This window comes from Leclercia tamurae, assembly GCF_025566055.1.
Classification (GTDB): Bacteria; Pseudomonadota; Gammaproteobacteria; order Enterobacterales; family Enterobacteriaceae; genus Enterobacter; species Enterobacter tamurae.
Window position 1 is genome coordinate 25,927 of the sequence record NZ_JAMHKS010000059.1, and the last position, 16,653, is coordinate 42,579.

Sequence of the window (16,653 nt, forward strand, 5' to 3'; positions counted from 1 at the left end):
GATGATCCCATTTAATGCGCCTCCTGTGGTGGGCACCGAACTTGATTACATGCAGTCTGCGATGGGCAGCGGCAAACTCTGTGGTGATGGCGGCTACACGCGTCGCTGTCAGCAGTGGATGGAGCAGCGTTTTCAGAGCGCGAAAGTCCTGCTGACTCCGTCCTGCACCGCCTCGCTGGAGATGGCAGCACTGCTGCTGGACATCGGTGCTGGCGATGAAGTGATTATGCCGAGCTACACCTTCGTCTCCACCGCCAACGCCTTCGTGCTGCGCGGGGCGAAAATCGTCTTCGTGGATGTCCGCCCGGATACCATGAATATTGATGAGACGCTGATTGAAGCGGCAATCACCGACAAGACCCGCGCCATCGTGCCGGTGCACTATGCCGGTGTGGCCTGCGAGATGGACACCATCATGGCGATCGCCAAAAAGCACAGCCTGTATGTGGTGGAAGATGCTGCGCAGGGCGTGATGTCCACCTACAAAGGCCGCGCGCTGGGCACTATCGGGCATATCGGCTGCTTTAGCTTCCACGAAACCAAAAACTACACCGCAGGCGGTGAAGGCGGCGCGACCCTGATTAACGATCGCGCCCTGGTGGAGCGCGCGGAGATCATCCGCGAGAAAGGCACTAACCGCAGCCAGTTCTTCCGTGGGCAGGTGGATAAGTACACCTGGCGCGATATCGGCTCCAGCTACCTGATGGCGGATCTGCAGGCCGCGTATCTGTGGGCCCAGCTGGAGGCGGCAGACCGCATCAACCAGCAACGCCTGGCCTTGTGGCAGACCTATTACGATGCGCTGGCCCCGCTGGCGCGCAAAGGCCGTATCGAGCTGCCGACCATTCCGGCGGACTGCGTGCATAACGCGCATATGTTCTACATCAAGCTGCGGGATAACGACGATCGCAGCGAGCTGATTGCATACCTGAAAGAGGCGGAGATCCTGGCGGTGTTCCACTACATTCCGCTGCACTCCAGCCCGGCCGGTGAAGCCTTTGGCCAGTTCGTGGGTGAAGATCGCTTCACTACCAAAGAAAGTGAGCGGTTACTCCGCTTGCCGCTGTTCTATAACCTCGCTGCGGTCAACCAGCGCACGGTGATTAATACCCTGTTGAGTTATTTCGGCTGATATGTCTCTGGCGAAAGCATCGGTGTGGACCGCCGCGTCCACACTCGTCAAGATCGGCACAGGACTGCTGGTCGTCAAACTGCTGGCGGTCTCATTTGGCCCTTCTGGTGTCGGGCAGGCGGGTAACTTCCGCCAGCTGGTCACCGTGCTGGGCGTGCTGGCCGGAGCGGGGATCTTCAACGGCGTCACCAAGTACGTCGCGCAATATCATGATGATAAGGCGCAATTACGCATGGTGGTCGGGACCTCATCAGCGATGGTGCTGGGCTTTTCCACTCTGCTGGCAGTGATCTTTTTACTGGCGGCCGCGCCCATCAGCCAGGGGCTGTTTGGTCATACGGGCTATCAGGGCCTGGTGCGGCTGGTGGCGTTAGTGCAGATGGGCATCGCCTGGGCGAACCTGCTGCTGGCGCTGATGAAGGGCTTCCGCGATGCCGCCGGCAATGCGCTGGCGCTGATTGTTGGCAGCCTGATTGGGGTCGTCGCCTATTACGCCTGCTATCGTCTCGGTGGCTACGAAGGCGCGCTGCTGGGGCTGGCGCTGGTGCCGGCGCTGGTGGTGATCCCGGCGGCAGTGATGCTGATGCGCAGACGCACGATTCCGCTGCACTATCTCAAGCCGAAATGGGACAAGCTCCTCGCCGGACAGCTGGGTAAATTTACCCTGATGGCGCTTATCACCTCCGTCACCCTGCCGGTGGCCTATGTGATGATGCGAAACCTGCTGGCGGCGCACTACAGCTGGGATGAAGTGGGGATCTGGCAAGGGGTCAGCAGCATCTCGGATGCCTACCTGCAGTTTATTACCGCCTCCTTTAGCGTCTACCTGCTGCCAACCCTGTCACGTCTGACCGGGCGTCAGGAGATCACCCGCGAGATACTCCGTTCCCTGCGCTTTGTCTTACCGGCAGTGGCTGTCGCCAGTTTTACCGTCTGGCTGTTGCGCGATGTCGCCATCTGGCTACTGTTCTCCGACAAGTTTACCGCGATGCGCGATCTGTTCGCCTGGCAGCTGGTGGGTGATGTGCTGAAAGTAGGCGCTTACGTCTTTGGCTATCTGGTGATCGCTAAAGCCTCGTTAAAGCTCTATATCCTGGCGGAAATCAGCCAGTTCACGTTGCTGACGGCGTTCTCGCACTGGCTGATCCCCACGCACGGCGCGCTGGGTGCGGCTCAGGCCTATATGGCCACCTACATTGTCTATTTTGCTGCCTGTTGCGGCGTCTTTTTACTTTGGCATAAACGCGCATGACTGCACTGATTCACGTCCTGGGATCGGATATCCCACACCATAACCAGACCGTACTACGGTTCTTTAACGATGAGCTGGCCCCCGGCAGCGTGCATGCGCGCGAATTTATGGTGGCGGGGAAGGATACCGGACTCAGCGCCGCCTGCCCGGCACTGAATCTCACTTTCTGGCCGGACAAAGCGTCGCTTGCCAACGCGGTGATCGCCAAAGCCAAAGCGGATCGCCAGCAGCGTTTCTTTTTCCACGGACAGTTCAATACCGGCCTGTGGCTGGCGCTGCTGAGCGGGGGCATCAAGCCCGCGCAGTTTAACTGGCATATCTGGGGCGCAGACCTGTATGAAGTCTCCCAGGGCTGGAAGTTCCGTCTCTTCTACCCGCTGCGTCGCATGGCGCAGGGGCGCGTGGGCTGTATCTTTGCCACCCGCGGCGATCTGAACTATTTCGCCCAACGTCATCCGAACGTCCGCGGTGAGCTGCTCTATTTCCCGACCCGCATGGATCCCGCCCTGAACGGCTTAGCCAGTGACGTGAAACGCGAGGGCAAGCTGACGATTCTGGTGGGCAACTCCGGAGACCGCAGCAACGAGCACATTGCTGCCCTGAAGGCGGTGCACCAGCAGTTTGGCGATACGGTCAACGTGATCGTGCCCATGGGCTATCCTGCTAATAACGCGGCGTACATCGATGAAGTCCGTCAGAGCGGGCTGGCGCTGTTTAGCCCGGAGAATCTGCAGATCCTCAGCGATAAGCTGGCCTTTGATGACTACCTCACCTTGCTGCGCCAGTGCGATCTGGGCTATTTCATCTTTGCGCGTCAGCAGGGGATTGGCACGCTGTGTCTGCTGATCCAGGCGGGCGTGCCGAGCGTGCTTAACCGCGACAACCCGTTCTGGCAGGATATGGCGGAGCAGCACATTCCGGTGCTGTTCACCACCGACAACCTGAATGAAGAAGTGGTACGTGAAGCGCAGCGACAGCTGACGCAGGTGGATAAGAACGCCATCGACTTCTTCAGCCCGAACTACCTCACGCCGTGGCATCAGGCGCTGCGGATCGCCTCAGGGGAGAAAGCATGAGCCAGTTGCAATTTAGCGGCCTGTTGGTCATCTGGCTTCTGAGCGCGCTGTTTATCGCGACCCTGACCTGGTTCGAGTTCCGGCGGGTGCGCTTTAACTTCAACGTCTTTTTCTCGCTGCTGTTTCTGCTGACCTTTTACTTTGGCTTCCCGCTGACCAGCCTGCTGGTGTTCCGCTTCGATGTGGCCGTCGTACCGCCGGAGATCCTGATGCAGGCGCTGCTGTCGGCTACGTGCTTTTATGGGGTGTACTACGTCGCCTATAAAACGCGACTGAAGCCCGCCAGATCTGGTGCTGAGCGACGACCCCTGTTTACCATGAACCGGGTCGAGACCCATCTGACATGGATGATGCTGATGGGGATTGCGCTGGTGACCGTCGGTATCTTCTTTATGCATAACGGCTTTTTGCTGTTTAAGCTGCACTCCTACAGCCAGATTTTCTCCAGCGAAGTCTCCGGGGTGGCGCTCAAGCGCTTCTTCTACTTCTTCATTCCGGCGATGCTGGTGATCTATTTTCTGCGCCAGAATGCCCGGGCGTGGCTGTTTTTCCTCGTCAGCACCGTGGCGTTTGGTCTGCTGACCTACATGATTGTCGGCGGCACGCGCGCCAACATCATTATCGCCTTCGCCATCTTTCTGTTTATCGGCATCATTCGCGGCTGGATCTCGCTGTGGATGCTGGCTGCTGCGGGTGTGATGGGGATTGTCGGCATGTTCTGGCTGGCGCTGAAACGCTATGGCATGGACGTCAGCGGAGATGAGGCGTTTTACACCTTCCTGTACCTCACCCGCGATACCTTCTCGCCGTGGGAGAACCTGGCTCTGCTGCTGCAAAACTACGACAAAATCGACTTCCAGGGGCTGGCGCCCATCGTGCGCGATTTTTATGTCTTTATCCCCACCTGGCTATGGCCGGACAGGCCGGGCGTGGTCCTGAACACCGCCAACTACTTTACCTGGGAAGTGCTGAACAACCACTCCGGGCTGGCGATTTCCCCGACGCTGATCGGCTCGCTGGTCGTGATGGGCGGCGGCTGGTTCATCCTGCCCGGGGCCGTCGCCGTTGGGCTGATTATCAAATGGTTTGACTGGCTTTATACGCTGGGCAATCAGGAGACCAATCGCTATAAGGCAGCGATTTTGCATAGTTTCTGTTTCGGTGCCATTTTCAATATGATCGTGCTGGCGCGAGAAGGGCTGGATTCGTTCGTCTCCCGCGTGGTCTTTTTCATGGTGGTTTTTGGCGCCTGCCTGCTAATGGCGAAGCTGCTGTACTGGCTGTTCGACAGCGCCGGGTTAGTGCACAAGCGCGAACCGGCAAGCGGCAGGGCGCTTTCGCGAGTCTGAGTAAGGATAATAATGACTGACAATACCTCTGCGCCGCAGTATGACCTGCGGGGCCTGAAGCTGATCGGCTGGCGTGATATGCAACATGCGCTGGACTATCTCTGCGCCGGTGACAGGATTAAAACCGGCACGCTGGTGGCCATCAATGCAGAAAAAATGCTTACCATTGAGGACAACGCTCAGGTGCGGGAGCTTATTGAGGCGGCGGAGTTTAAATACGCTGATGGAATAAGCGTAGTGCGCTCGGTGCGTAAGAAGTACCCGGATGCCAACATCTCCCGTGTGGCAGGGGCCGACCTCTGGGAAGCGCTGATGGCAAGAGCGGGCGCAGACGGCACGCCGGTGTTCCTCATCGGCGGCAAGCCGGAGATTCTGGCGCAAACCGAGCAGAAGCTGCGGACCCAGTGGCAGGTAAATATCGTCGGCAGCCAGGACGGTTACTTCAGCGCCGAGCAGCAGCAGGCGCTGTTTGTCCGGATTCGTGATAGCGGGGCGAAGATTGTCACCGTAGCGATGGGCTCCCCGCGGCAGGAGATCCTGATGCGCGACTGCCGTCAGGTCTACCCGGAGGCGCTGTACATGGGGGTGGGCGGCACCTACGACGTCTTTACCGGCCATGTGAAGCGGGCGCCAAAGGTCTGGCAGAACCTGGGGCTGGAGTGGCTGTATCGCCTGTTATCACAGCCCAGCCGCATCAGCCGCCAGCTGCGTCTGCTGCGTTATCTCGGCTGGCACTACTCCGGTCGGCTTTAATCTCTTATTTGCAGCGCGATCTGCTGTTCGCGCTGCAACCTGCCTGCAAATCTGCTGCTTTTCTGTGCAATACATTCATTTTTTTAACGCATCGTTTGCCATTTCGCCCAATTTAAGAAACCATTCCTCCCCGCACTACCGTATCAGGCTGTTTTTGCATCAACCGTTAATATAAACGGTCCATATCGCACAGCCCGTGATAGCACATCTGTACCTATAACAATAACCGGCTCAGGCCGGGAGAGTCGCAAGCACAACCGAGGATTTATGGCAGAGAAAAAAACGGAGCTTCAGCGTGGGCTGGAAGCTCGTCATATCGAACTTATCGCCCTGGGCGGGACGATTGGCGTGGGCCTGTTTATGGGTTCCGCCAGTACCCTGAAATGGGCGGGGCCGTCGGTCCTGCTGGCGTATATCATCGCCGGGCTGTTCGTCTTCTTTATCATGCGCTCAATGGGCGAAATGCTGTTCCTTGAGCCGGTTGCCGGTTCGTTCGCCGTCTACGCTCATCGCTATATGAGCCCGTTCTTTGGCTATCTCACGGCCTGGTCCTACTGGTTTATGTGGATGGCGGTCGGGATATCGGAGATCACCGCCATCGGGGTCTATGTGCAGTTCTGGTTCCCGGAGATGGCGCAATGGATACCCGCGCTGATTGCCGTGGGGCTGGTGGCACTGGCCAACCTCGCGGCCGTGCGTCTGTACGGTGAGATTGAATTCTGGTTCGCGATGATCAAAGTCACCACCATCATCGTGATGATCGTCATCGGGGTAGGGGTTATCTTCTTTGGCTTTGGCAACGGTGGGCAGGCGATTGGCTTTGGCAATCTGACCGATCACGGCGGCTTCTTTGCTGGCGGCTGGAAGGGCTTCCTGACGGCGCTATGCATCGTGGTGGCGTCCTATCAGGGCGTTGAGCTTATCGGCATCACTGCTGGCGAAGCCAAAAACCCGCAGGTGACCCTGCGCAGCGCGGTAGGCAAAGTGCTGTGGCGTATCCTGATCTTCTACGTGGGCGCGATTTTCGTCATCGTCACCATCTTCCCGTGGAACCAGATTGGCACCACCGGCAGCCCGTTTGTGCTGACCTTTGCCAAAATCGGCATTACCGCGGCGGCTGGCATTATCAACTTTGTGGTGCTGACGGCGGCGCTGTCCGGCTGTAACAGCGGCATGTACAGCTGCGGGCGAATGCTTTATGCCCTGGCGAAAAACCGCCAGCTTCCGGCGGCGGTAGGCAAGGTCTCCCGCGCGGGGGTACCGGTGGCGGGAGTGGCCATCTCAATTGCCATCCTGCTGGTGGGATCATGCCTAAACTACATTATTCCGAACCCGCAGCGTGTCTTTGTCTACGTCTACAGCGCCAGCGTTCTGCCGGGAATGGTGCCGTGGTTTGTGATCCTGATTAGCCAGCTGCGTTTCCGTCAGGCACATAAAAAAGCGATCGCCAGCCATCCGTTCCGCTCCATTCTGTTCCCATGGGCAAACTATCTGACCATGGTTTTCCTGATCTGCGTGCTGATTGGCATGTATTTCAATGAAGACACTCGCATGTCGCTGTATGTTGGGATGATATTTATCGCTGCCGTGAGCCTGGGATATAAGCTTTTTGGCCTGGGACGACACGTCGAAAGTGGCAAAACGCAGTAATATGCGGCAAAGTGCGCAAACTGTAATCAAACGCGCATTTATTTTGAAAAAGCACTAGACAGCAGACCGAGACCTCCGTAATATCCAGCCCCGCAACGGCGCTAAGCGCCCGTAGCTCAGCTGGATAGAGCGCTGCCCTCCGGAGGCAGAGGTCTCAGGTTCGAATCCTGTCGGGCGCACCATTTTACCCGGTGCTAGAGCTGCGGTGGTCTGTGAAGTAGGCAGAACCGCGTGAAAGAATAAAGTTGTGGTGGCTATAGCTCAGTTGGTAGAGCCCTGGATTGTGATTCCAGTTGTCGTGGGTTCGAGTCCCATTAGCCACCCCATTATTTGAAAAGTTGTGAATTGCGAAGGTGGCGGAATTGGTAGACGCGCTAGCTTCAGGTGTTAGTGTCCTTAGGATGTGGGGGTTCGAGTCCCCCCCCTCGCACCACGACTTTTAATGAATTGAACTAAAAATTCAAAAAAAGCAGTACAACGGCGAGTAGCGCAGCTTGGTAGCGCAACTGGTTTGGGACCAGTGGGTCGGAGGTTCGAATCCTCTCTCGCCGACCAATTTTGAACCCCGCTTCGGCGGGGTTTTTTGTTTTCTGTTATTCCTCCCCCTCTGTTGCTAATTGCCGACACCGCTATCCCGGCCTGTCGTGAATAAGTGACACTTAACTTCATGAAAAATATCAATATATCCCTTTATGTGCCGGAATGTCGTTTTCAGGAGACACTTTGCCTGCGATCCTGCCTTATCCAGCCGCCCGTAATCTGCCTGAATGGCATAATTTCCTTTTATCTTAAAAAGTTGGAGATCGGACAACTTCCCTGTGCAACATTGGCACGTTGCGTGCAATAATATACGTGTAGATGCTCATTCCATCTCTTATGTTCGCCTTAGTGCCTCATAAACCCCGGAATGATGCAGAGCCATTTACGGTGCTTATCGTCCACCGACAGATGTCGCTTCGGCCTCATCAAACACCATGGACATAACGTTGAGTGAAGCACCACAAGTTGTCGAAAAGACCTGTTTAACGCCTGCTTTTTAGCAGGCGTTTTTTTATGCCTTATCTGCAGTAGCGCGTCAGGATCCCCACCACCATCAGCAAGGCACAGCCCGACACGCCGTACAGCGCCTGCAGCGGCCCCAGTACGTCAGCCACCAGCGCCGTGGTGCAGGTAAAGAGTGACGCGCTGGCAGTTTGCCATCGCCACGCCTTGCCGCTGGCAGACGAGACCTGGCCGGTCTGAAAGCTGCTTAACAGGCTAAAGGTACCCACCGCAAAAACGATGTTCGAGGCCAGATGGGCAATAAATACCACCCCCAGCGCTTGCGTCCCTGATAACAGTGGGATCGTCCCGTAAGCGAATAAAAAAATTCCGAGGCAGGTCAGCAGGAGACGGTTTTGTCTGGCGTAGCGGGACAGGTTCTCTCTTTTCAGCAGCAGCGGGCCGCACAGCTGCCCCATACTGCGGGCAAAAAGAAGGGGCAGGGCCAGCCCGGCAGCATCATCCGGTTCGATCTGTTGCGCCAGGGCAGGCAGCAGCGCCATGGCGGGCGACCCCACGGCGGCGAGCGCGGGGAGCAATAACAGGCTGCGTTTTTGCCGCGGGGCCAGCGTTTGCCAGCGCACCGCCACCGGTCTTTCAGCTTCCGCTGCCTGCTCAGGCGCCAGAGAAGGCAAGGCGCTGCCGGCGAGGATCAGCATCAGCAAGGAGCCCACAAAAGTGAGCGCGTCGAGCCCCAGCAGTGCCAGAGCGGGCAGATGATGAAACAGCACCATACCCAGCCCGGTCCCCAGCAGCACCTGTGAAGCAAAGATCATCGTCTCCAGGCATGTCGCCGCAGGCAGCTCGTCTTCGGATAATCCCCGTCGGAACAGCAAAGTCAGGGCGGGCCAGCTCATGCCTGCCAGAAAAGCCTCGGTGGATTGCACCGCCAGCAGCGCCACCATACTGTGAAACTGAATGCCCAGCAGGGGAAACAGCAGGGCGAGCAGACCCAGCCATTCGGTCAGGATCAGCAGACGGATGGGCGAAAAGCGCATACAGAGCTTCTCCCCGACGAGGCTGCCGAGGAATCCCGGCAGCGTGGCAAACAGGTAAGCCAGGGTCAGTAAAGAGGCGGGAGCCTGCCAGTCCAGCAGCAGGCCAAAGACCATCACCTGGGTTAAGCCATTCCCCACCGAGGTAAACAGAAAAGCGCAGGCCAGCAGGCGAAGCCAGCGATGGCTGCGGAGCGCGCGAATAAGCGCAGATAAAAGCGTGTTCATGAAACGATCCTTTCAAAAACAAGTAAGTCCACGCCGCAAAGGCGTGTGCAGGAAAAATGTTTAATGAAAGGAGGTCGTTACATTGGCGGAGGCGGTCTCATGAAGATGATGCAAAGAATGTAGCAAATAAAAAAGGAGGCCGTCAGGCCTCCTGTGCAATTACTGCTGCGGGGGATTGTTCTGCAAGGTCAGCAGCAGGCCATCGCGACGCATCGCGGCGGCTTCCTCTGGCAGATGCAGCTTGTCCAGGGTATCCGCCAGCCAGGCGTAGTCGAACGCATCCGGGCGCTGTTTTAACGCGGCGCGGAAGGCGAGGCTGGCCTCTTTCCATTCGCCATGTTTTGCCAGGGACTGACCCAGGGTGCTCCACAGTAGTGGGCGATCGCCCACGGTTTTGATCTGCTGGCGGAGCATCTTCTCGATCTGTTCCGGGTTGTTGGTTTTCAGACGCGGGATCACCATCACCAGCCGATCGTCATACTGGCGCTTCAGACCATCAAGAATGATGCTCTGCGCGGTATCGTGATCGTCACACTCAATCAGGTGCTCTGCCATTGCTACCTGCAGTGGCACCTGCTGACGCGTTTTGCGGCTCTGATTTTTCCACCAGGCTTTCAGGCCATCGCTGCCCTGATCGGCGCGGGCCTGGTCCATCAGACCAATCCAGGCCTGACGTTGCAGGTCGTCGCGCTGCTCATCGTCACCCACGTCTGCTTTTGCCATCGACGGGATGATGTCCAGCAGCGAGCCCCAGGCGCCGGTGCGGATATAGGCCTGCTCAGCCAGACGCAGAACCTCCGGATGACGCGGGGCGATCTCCAGCAGACGATCGACGCCGTGTCGGGCGGCATGGTTTTCGTTGCGCGCCAGCTGCAGACGCACACGGGTGATCTCTACCGGGATCGGGTCGTTTTCGGCCAGTTCGGATGCGCGCTCCAGATGCTGATTGGCGCGCACTTCGTCGCCGCGCTGCTGGGCCGCTTCGGCCGCCAGCAGGTAGTTGACCACCGGTTGCTCTGCATGATCGGCGTTCTTCGACATCAGCTTCTCAACCTGCTGATAGTCGCCTTCGGCCAGTTTGAGCAGCGCCTGTTCGGTCTGCTTGCGGGCGCGGCGGCGCTTGCGGCCGACAAACCAGCTGCGGGTATGGGCCCCGGTACGGAAGATGCGGCGCAGGATCCACTCGATCGCCAGAAACGCCACCATCACCAGGATCAGAATGATCACCAGCCCGGTGACGCTGGTTTCGACATTGTAGTTATCGGTCTGGATCAGCACGTAACCCTGATGACCGGCCAGCATAGGACCGAGCACGATCCCGGCGAGCAACAGTGCGAAGAGTAATAAGACTTTCAACATAATTACTCTCCTTGTGGCGCGCTGTCAGGGGCCGGAGCGGAAGCAGGAGCTTGCTCTGCGGCCACGCCCGGCTGTGCCAGCAGGTTGCGCACGCGCGTCTGCATCAGCTTCTCCAGAATGGGCTGGCTTTCCAGCTTATCCGGTACGTTCATGGTGATGTTCTGTTGGCTCAGCTTGTCCACATCTTCGAGGAAGGCCGTGGTGGTAGCATCGTCGGTATCGTAGTACGCGCGCACCCAGGTCGAAACGTTATCCAGCGCCTGCTTATAGGTCTCTTCCTGATGGCGAGGTACCGCCTGGGCGGCCACCAGCAGACGCGAGCGCAGGTTTTCGCGCAGGTAGACATCCTGATTCGGGGCTAACAGCGGCACGGTGGTCTCGTCGCGACGGCGGACGGTGATGAAGCTGTCCATAAAGTTCTGCCAGCTTTTCTGCAGGTTGATGCGCCACTCGCTCAGCGAGCTGGAAAGTTCGCTGCTGTCGGAGTCCATAGGGGAATCGTCGTCGTTATTGTCTGCCAGACGCAGGTTATCGATCTGGTTCGACAGCTGATTCACTTTCAGAATAATGCCGTCGTAGTCCACCTGCGAAACGGTCCCCAGGCTGGCGATATCCTGAGTGAGCGCGCGGCGGGCGGCGATCAGGCTTGGGTCGTTCATGTCGCCCAGGCTGGCGTCGGCGCTTTTCAGCAGCGCGGCGGCGGTGGTGACATCCTGATCGCTCCACAGCTTGCGTCCGGCCAGTTTGACCAGGAAATCAGCCTGCGCCAGCAGCCAGGTTTTAGCGTCGGTGCCGGAAATGGTCGCCACTTTCTGCTGCATCTCATCCAGCTGCTTCGTCAGCTCCGCCTGCTGGCGGTTGGCGTCAGCGAGCTGGACAGCCTGCTGCTTGATCACCGAATCCAGCTCGGCTTTCTGCGTCTGCTGGGCCTGTTGCAGGGCGGTAACCTGGGTAACCAGCGCATCGCGGGCGGCGGTCTGGTCGGTGGCTTGTTTTTTCACCAGACCGTACAGGCCGATGCCTGCGGCCAGCGCAATGGCGATAGCAATCGCGCTTAACGCCAGACTGGTTTTATTGCTGCCATGTTTTTTCTCTGTCGTTTCTGGCTGTGGCGTGGTGTCCACAGCCTCCCTGGTCTCTTCAACCACGGCGGAGGATTTTTCTTGTTCCGTCATTATGGCTTCCCATTATGAGAGTTATTGTAATGCGCGCAGCAGCGCATCGTTGTCGGCGTTATCAGCGATCCGAATATCTTGCCAGCCCAGTTCCCGGGCGAGGTTCGCCAGACGCTCACTGACGACCAGAAGCCGACAGCGGAGTAACCAGTTTTCACGATACCATTGTGGGATCAGTGACCAGAGGTGTTGCAACATTTCGCCGCTGGTCACCACCAGGGTGGTCACGCCGCGAGACTGCCAGCGCATCGCCTCTTCCGCACCGTCATAATATTTATTACAACGTTGATAACATTCACAAAATGTCACTTCTGCTCCGCGCTCACGCAGCGTGTCGCCCAGCAGTTCTCGCCCTCCGTTGCCGCGCAAAATCAGGGCGCGCTTCCCCACAACGGTTTGTAATTCAGGTAATTGTAGCAACACTTCGCTGATTTCCCGATCCAGCGGATAGCGAATGTCTTTGCCACTTTCGGTATGCAGCGCCAGGGCGGTGGTTCTGCCGATGGCAAAATAGCGTGGCGCATCCGGCCAGCGCTGGCCGTCCTGTTGCAGCCGGGCGTGGGCAAACTCCACCGCATGCTGTGACAGGGCAAACAGCATGTCACCCTCCTGCAGCGCGGCAAGATGCCCGGCGAGCAGGGGAAGCTCCCGGCCCGGAGAGAACTCAATCAGCGGAAAGCTCCACGCCACCTGCCCCAGTGTGCGCAGACGGCTCACTAACTGCTCTCCTGCGGGAGAAGGGCGGGTGACGAGAATACTCATGCCGGGGGTTCTCCATTATAGACTTCCGCAAGAATTTCACGGGCGCCGTTGTTCAATAGCTCTTCTGCCAGGGAAATACCCAGCTGTTCTGCATCCTGGGGATGACCACGACGTTCGCCGCGCACCATCTGCGAACCGTCCGGCGCGCCAACCAGCGCACGCAGCCACAGTTCGCCATCAATTAATTCAGCATAGCTGCCAATCGGCACCTGACATCCCCCTTCAAGGCGGGTGTTCATGGCGCGCTCGGCCTGGACGCGGATCGCGGTCTCGAGGTGATTGAGCGGTGCCAGCAGCGCATGGGTGCGGGTATCGTCGAGGCGGCACTCAATGCCCACCGCGCCCTGACCCACGGCCGGCAGCGACTGCTCCGGAGGCAATGCCACCTTAATGCGCGACTCCAGATCCAGGCGTTTCAGACCGGCAACCGCCAGAATGATGGCGTCGTACTCACCGTTATCCAGCTTGCCAAGACGGGTACCTACGTTACCGCGCAGCGAGCGGATCACCAGATCCGGGCGCGACTCGGCCAGCTGACACTGGCGGCGTAAACTTGACGTGCCAACGATGCTGCCCTGGGGCAGCGCTTCCAGCGAGTCGTAGTGGTTTGACACAAAGGCATCGCGCGGATCGTCGCGCTCGCAAATGGTGACCAGGCCCAGCCCTTCAGGGAAATCAACCGGCACGTCCTTCATGGAGTGGACGGCGATATCGGCGCGATCCTCAAGCAGGGCCAGCTCCAGCTCTTTGACGAACAGGCCTTTACCGCCCACTTTCGCCAGCGGTGTATCAAGAATGACATCGCCGCGCGTGACCATCGGCACCAGCTCAACACGCAGGCCCGCATGGCAGGCTTCGAGGCGCTGCTTAACATAATGTGCCTGCCAGAGCGCGAGGGGGCTTTGGCGTGTGGCAATTCTTAAAACATTGTCTAACATGCTTGTTACCGTCTTAATCATCTACTGACCATCCTAACATTGTTGTCCTGGGAGTGTCAGGTTTACGGACGTTGAGGGGTTCAGGACAGGGCAGCGAGAGAGGTTGCCTGCTGCCGTATTCAGGAATTTACACGTACAGAACGGTGCTACACTTGTATGTAGCGCATCTTTCTTTACGGTCAAACGGCAAGGTGTTAAATTGATCACGTTTTAGACCATTTTTTCGTCTCCGAGACCATAAAGATAAGGGCGAAAAAGGGCGACGGTTACTTTCGAAATACTGTGAACGCGTAATCCTCGGTCCTGGTGAGGATTAGTGCTTTCTGAACATCAGGCGATACGTCTTGTACCTCTATATTGAGACTCTGAAACAGAGACTGGATGCCATCAACCAACTGCGTGTCGATCGCGCGCTTGCTGCGATGGGTCCTGCTTTCCAGCAGGTTTACAGTCTTCTGCCGACATTGTTGCACTATCACCACCCACTGATGCCGGGTTACCTCGACGGTAACGTTCCCCAGGGCATCTGCCTTTTCACGCCTGATGAAACCCAAGAACACTACCTGAAAGAGCTGGAGCTCTACCGTGGCATGCCGCCGCAGGAGTCCCCGAAAGGGGAACTGCCGATCACCGGCGTCTATACCATGGGCAGTACCTCTTCGGTAGGGCAAAGCTGTTCCTCGGATCTGGATATCTGGGTCTGTCATCAATCCTGGCTCGATAATGACGAGCGTCAGCTGCTGCAGCGTAAATGCAGCCTGCTTGAGAGCTGGGCGGCCTCGCTCGGTGTGGAAGTGAGCTTCTTCCTGATTGATGAAAACCGTTTCCGCCATAATGAAAGCGGCAGTCTGGGTGGTGAAGACTGCGGCTCGACGCAGCACATCCTGTTGCTGGATGAGTTTTACCGTACCGCGGTGCGCCTGGCCGGGAAGCGTATTCTCTGGAGTATGGTGCCGTGTGACGAAGAAGAGCATTACGACGACTACGTCATGAAGCTCTACGCCCAGGGAGTCCTGACGCCAAACGAGTGGCTGGATCTGGGCGGCTTAAGCTCCCTGTCTGCCGAAGAGTATTTCGGTGCGAGCCTGTGGCAGTTGTATAAAAGTATCGATTCCCCGTACAAAGCGGTGCTGAAAACCCTGCTGCTTGAAGCCTACTCGTGGGAATACCCGACGCCGCGCCTGCTGGCGAAAGACATTAAACAGCGTCTGCATGATGGCGAGATCGTCTCTTTCGGTCTGGATGCCTACTGCATGATGCTCGAGCGCGTCACTGAATACCTGAAAGCCATCGACGATCCGACCCGTCTGGATCTGGTCCGTCGATGTTTCTACCTCAAAGTCTGTGAAAAGCTCAGCCGCGAACGCGCATGCGTCGGCTGGCGTCGTGAAGTGGTCAGTCAGTTAGTCAAAGAGTGGGGATGGGACGAAGAGCGTCTGTCGATGCTCGATAACCGCGCCAACTGGAAGATCGATCAGGTGCGCGAAGCACACAACGAACTGCTTGATGCCATGATGCAGAGCTACCGTAACCTGATCCGCTTTGCCCGTCGCAACAACCTCAGCGTTTCCGCCAGCCCGCAGGATATCGGTGTTCTGACCCGTAAACTGTATGCCGCGTTTGAAGCGCTGCCGGGTAAAGTGACGCTGGTGAACCCGCAGATTTCGCCGGACCTGTCTGAACCGAACCTGACCTTTATCTATGTGCCGCCGGGCCGCGCGAACCGCACCGGGTGGTATCTGTACAACCGTGCGCCAAGCATGGACTCGATCATCAGCCATCAGCCGCTGGAATATAACCGCTATCTGAACAAGCTGGTGGCCTGGGCCTGGTTTAACGGCCTGCTGACGTCACGTACTCGCCTGTTTATTAAGGGCAACGAGATTGTCGATCTCGCCAAACTGCAGGAGATGGTGGCGGATGTGTCGCACCACTTCCCGCTGCGCCTGCCTGCGCCGACGCCGAAAGCGCTCTACAGCCCGTGTGAAATTCGCCATCTGGCGATTATCGTCAACCTGGAATATGACCCGACGGCGGCGTTCCGCAATCAGGTGGTGCATTTCGATTTCCGTAAGCTGGATGTGTTCAGCTTTGGCGAGCAGCAAAACTGCCTGGTGGGCAGCGTCGATCTGCTCTACCGCAACTCGTGGAACGAAGTGCGTACTCTGCACTTCAACGGCGAGCAGGCGATGATCGAAGCGCTGAAAACTATTCTGGGCAAGATGCATCAGGATGCCGCGCCGCCGGACAGCGTCGAGGTGTTCTGCTACAGCCAGCATCTGCGCGGCCTGATCCGTACCCGCGTTCAGCAGCTGGTTTCCGAGTGTATCGATCTGCGTCTCTCCAGCACCCGTCAGGAAACCGGGCGCTTCAAAGCGCTGCGCGTCTCCGGGCAGACCTGGGGCCTGTTCTTTGAACGTCTGAACGTATCGGTGCAGAAGCTGGAAAACGCCATTGAGTTCTACGGCGCCATTTCTCACAACAAACTGCATGGTCTGTCGGTACAGGTTGAGACCAACCACGTCAAACTGCCGCAGGTGGTGGATGGCTTTGCCAGCGAAGGGATTATTCAGTTCTTCTTTGAAGAGTCGGGCGATGATGCCGGTTTCAATATCTACATTCTCGATGAAACCAACCGCGCCGAGGTATATCACCACTGTGAAGGCAGCAAAGAGGAGCTGGTGCGCGACGTCAGCCGTTTCTACTCGTCTTCGCATGACCGCTTCACCTACGGCTCAAGCTTTATCAACTTCAACCTGCCGCAGTTCTACCAGATTGTGAAGGTTGATGGTCGTGCTCAGGTGATCCCGTTCCGCACACAGGTGATTGCCGCCGCACCGGCCAATCAGGATGCGACACCGCTGTTGCAGCAGTATTTCTCCTGAGTCGCTGAGCCGGATGCGCTTTGCTTATTCGGCCTACGGTTTGAGCCGTTCCAGGCCC

At 57.7% G+C, this 16,653-nt stretch carries 12 protein-coding genes and 4 tRNA genes; 11 read left to right on the top strand and 5 right to left on the bottom strand.

Features of this window, described 5'->3' with window-relative positions:
* Window position 1 precedes the first annotated feature (1 nt).
* The 10 genes from rffA (at window position 2) to M8318_RS01310 (ending at window position 7,767) form a co-directional block, all read left to right on the top strand.
* A complete protein-coding gene (gene rffA, locus M8318_RS01265) occupies window positions 2-1,132 on the top strand; it encodes a dTDP-4-amino-4,6-dideoxygalactose transaminase (protein WP_262660717.1) in 1,131 nt (376 codons plus the stop codon).
* A gap of 1 nt (window position 1,133) precedes the next feature.
* The gene (wzxE, locus tag M8318_RS01270; RefSeq protein WP_262660718.1) at window positions 1,134-2,384 is read left to right on the top strand and encodes a lipid III flippase WzxE; all 1,251 of its coding nucleotides are present in this window, start codon (window positions 1,134-1,136) and stop codon (window positions 2,382-2,384) included.
* The gene (locus tag M8318_RS01275) at window positions 2,381-3,460 is read left to right on the top strand and encodes a TDP-N-acetylfucosamine:lipid II N-acetylfucosaminyltransferase (protein ID WP_262660719.1); all 1,080 of its coding nucleotides are present in this window, start codon (window positions 2,381-2,383) and stop codon (window positions 3,458-3,460) included. The genes wzxE and M8318_RS01275 overlap by 4 nt, the downstream gene beginning before the upstream one ends.
* Window positions 3,457-4,809, top strand: a complete 1,353-nt coding sequence (gene wzyE, locus M8318_RS01280; protein WP_262660720.1) for an ECA oligosaccharide polymerase — start codon at window positions 3,457-3,459, stop codon at window positions 4,807-4,809. Before M8318_RS01275 ends, wzyE begins: the two co-directional genes overlap by 4 nt.
* 12 nt (window positions 4,810-4,821) lie before the next feature.
* Complete coding sequence (gene wecG, locus M8318_RS01285; RefSeq protein WP_262660721.1) at window positions 4,822-5,562, top strand: lipopolysaccharide N-acetylmannosaminouronosyltransferase; 741 nt, start codon at window positions 4,822-4,824, stop codon at window positions 5,560-5,562.
* Between the two features lie 267 nt (window positions 5,563-5,829).
* Window positions 5,830-7,212 (top strand): bifunctional threonine/serine APC transporter ThrP, encoded by a 1,383-nt coding sequence (gene thrP / locus M8318_RS01290; protein WP_262660722.1) that lies wholly within the window; start codon window positions 5,830-5,832, stop codon window positions 7,210-7,212.
* 105 nt (window positions 7,213-7,317) lie between these two features.
* A tRNA-Arg gene (locus tag M8318_RS01295) sits at window positions 7,318-7,394 on the top strand.
* A gap of 68 nt (window positions 7,395-7,462) precedes the next feature.
* Window positions 7,463-7,538 (top strand) — tRNA-His (locus M8318_RS01300).
* Window positions 7,539-7,559: 21 nt separating this feature from the next.
* Window positions 7,560-7,645, top strand: a tRNA-Leu gene (locus tag M8318_RS01305).
* Window positions 7,646-7,690: 45 nt separating this feature from the next.
* A tRNA-Pro gene (locus tag M8318_RS01310) sits at window positions 7,691-7,767 on the top strand.
* A gap of 503 nt (window positions 7,768-8,270) precedes the next feature.
* Here the strand turns inward: M8318_RS01310 and M8318_RS01315 are convergent.
* The 5 genes from M8318_RS01315 to hemC all read right to left on the bottom strand — a co-directional run bounded on the left by M8318_RS01315 (window position 8,271) and on the right by hemC (window position 13,710).
* Entirely contained in the window at window positions 8,271-9,476 is a 1,206-nt protein-coding gene (locus tag M8318_RS01315) for an MFS transporter (protein WP_262660723.1), read from the bottom strand.
* Window positions 9,477-9,635: 159 nt separating this feature from the next.
* Window positions 9,636-10,835 carry a protoheme IX biogenesis protein HemY gene (gene hemY / locus M8318_RS01320; protein ID WP_262660724.1) on the bottom strand — a complete coding sequence of 400 codons (1,200 nt, stop codon included), beginning with the start codon at window positions 10,833-10,835 and terminating at the stop codon, window positions 9,636-9,638.
* A gap of 2 nt (window positions 10,836-10,837) precedes the next feature.
* The gene (gene hemX, locus M8318_RS01325) at window positions 10,838-12,010 is read right to left on the bottom strand and encodes a uroporphyrinogen-III C-methyltransferase (RefSeq protein ID WP_262660725.1); all 1,173 of its coding nucleotides are present in this window, start codon (window positions 12,008-12,010) and stop codon (window positions 10,838-10,840) included.
* Window positions 12,011-12,031: 21 nt separating this feature from the next.
* Window positions 12,032-12,772: a uroporphyrinogen-III synthase gene (gene hemD, locus M8318_RS01330; RefSeq protein ID WP_262660726.1), complete on the bottom strand. Its 741-nt coding sequence runs from the start codon at window positions 12,770-12,772 to the stop codon at window positions 12,032-12,034.
* On the bottom strand, window positions 12,769-13,710 hold the full coding sequence (hemC, locus tag M8318_RS01335; RefSeq protein ID WP_262660727.1) for a hydroxymethylbilane synthase: 942 nt from the start codon (window positions 13,708-13,710) through the stop codon (window positions 12,769-12,771). The genes hemD and hemC overlap by 4 nt, the downstream gene beginning before the upstream one ends.
* 344 nt (window positions 13,711-14,054) lie before the next feature.
* On the opposite strand from hemC, the gene cyaA reads away from it, so the two are divergent.
* On the top strand, window positions 14,055-16,595 hold the full coding sequence (cyaA, locus tag M8318_RS01340; RefSeq protein WP_106995933.1) for a class I adenylate cyclase: 2,541 nt from the start codon (window positions 14,055-14,057) through the stop codon (window positions 16,593-16,595).
* Window positions 16,596-16,653 lie beyond the last annotated feature (58 nt).

Bases quoted from the DNA above. Each gene is read 5' to 3' on its own strand.
- thrP (WP_262660722.1), top strand. From the start codon at position 5,830: ATGGCAGAGAAAAAAACGGAGCTTCAGCGTGGGCTGGAAGCTCGTCAT.
- rffA (WP_262660717.1), top strand. From the start codon at position 2: ATGATCCCATTTAATGCGCCTCCTGTGGTGGGCACCGAACTTGATTAC.
- wecG (WP_262660721.1), top strand. From the start codon at position 4,822: ATGACTGACAATACCTCTGCGCCGCAGTATGACCTGCGGGGCCTGAAG.
- wzxE (WP_262660718.1), top strand. From the start codon at position 1,134: ATGTCTCTGGCGAAAGCATCGGTGTGGACCGCCGCGTCCACACTCGTC.
- wzyE (WP_262660720.1), top strand. From the start codon at position 3,457: ATGAGCCAGTTGCAATTTAGCGGCCTGTTGGTCATCTGGCTTCTGAGC.
- M8318_RS01315 (WP_262660723.1), bottom strand. From the start codon at position 9,476: ATGAACACGCTTTTATCTGCGCTTATTCGCGCGCTCCGCAGCCATCGC.
- hemD (WP_262660726.1), bottom strand. From the start codon at position 12,772: ATGAGTATTCTCGTCACCCGCCCTTCTCCCGCAGGAGAGCAGTTAGTG.
- hemX (WP_262660725.1), bottom strand. From the start codon at position 12,010: ATGACGGAACAAGAAAAATCCTCCGCCGTGGTTGAAGAGACCAGGGAG.
- M8318_RS01275 (WP_262660719.1), top strand. From the start codon at position 2,381: ATGACTGCACTGATTCACGTCCTGGGATCGGATATCCCACACCATAAC.
- hemC (WP_262660727.1), bottom strand. From the start codon at position 13,710: ATGTTAGACAATGTTTTAAGAATTGCCACACGCCAAAGCCCCCTCGCG.
- hemY (WP_262660724.1), bottom strand. From the start codon at position 10,835: ATGTTGAAAGTCTTATTACTCTTCGCACTGTTGCTCGCCGGGATCGTG.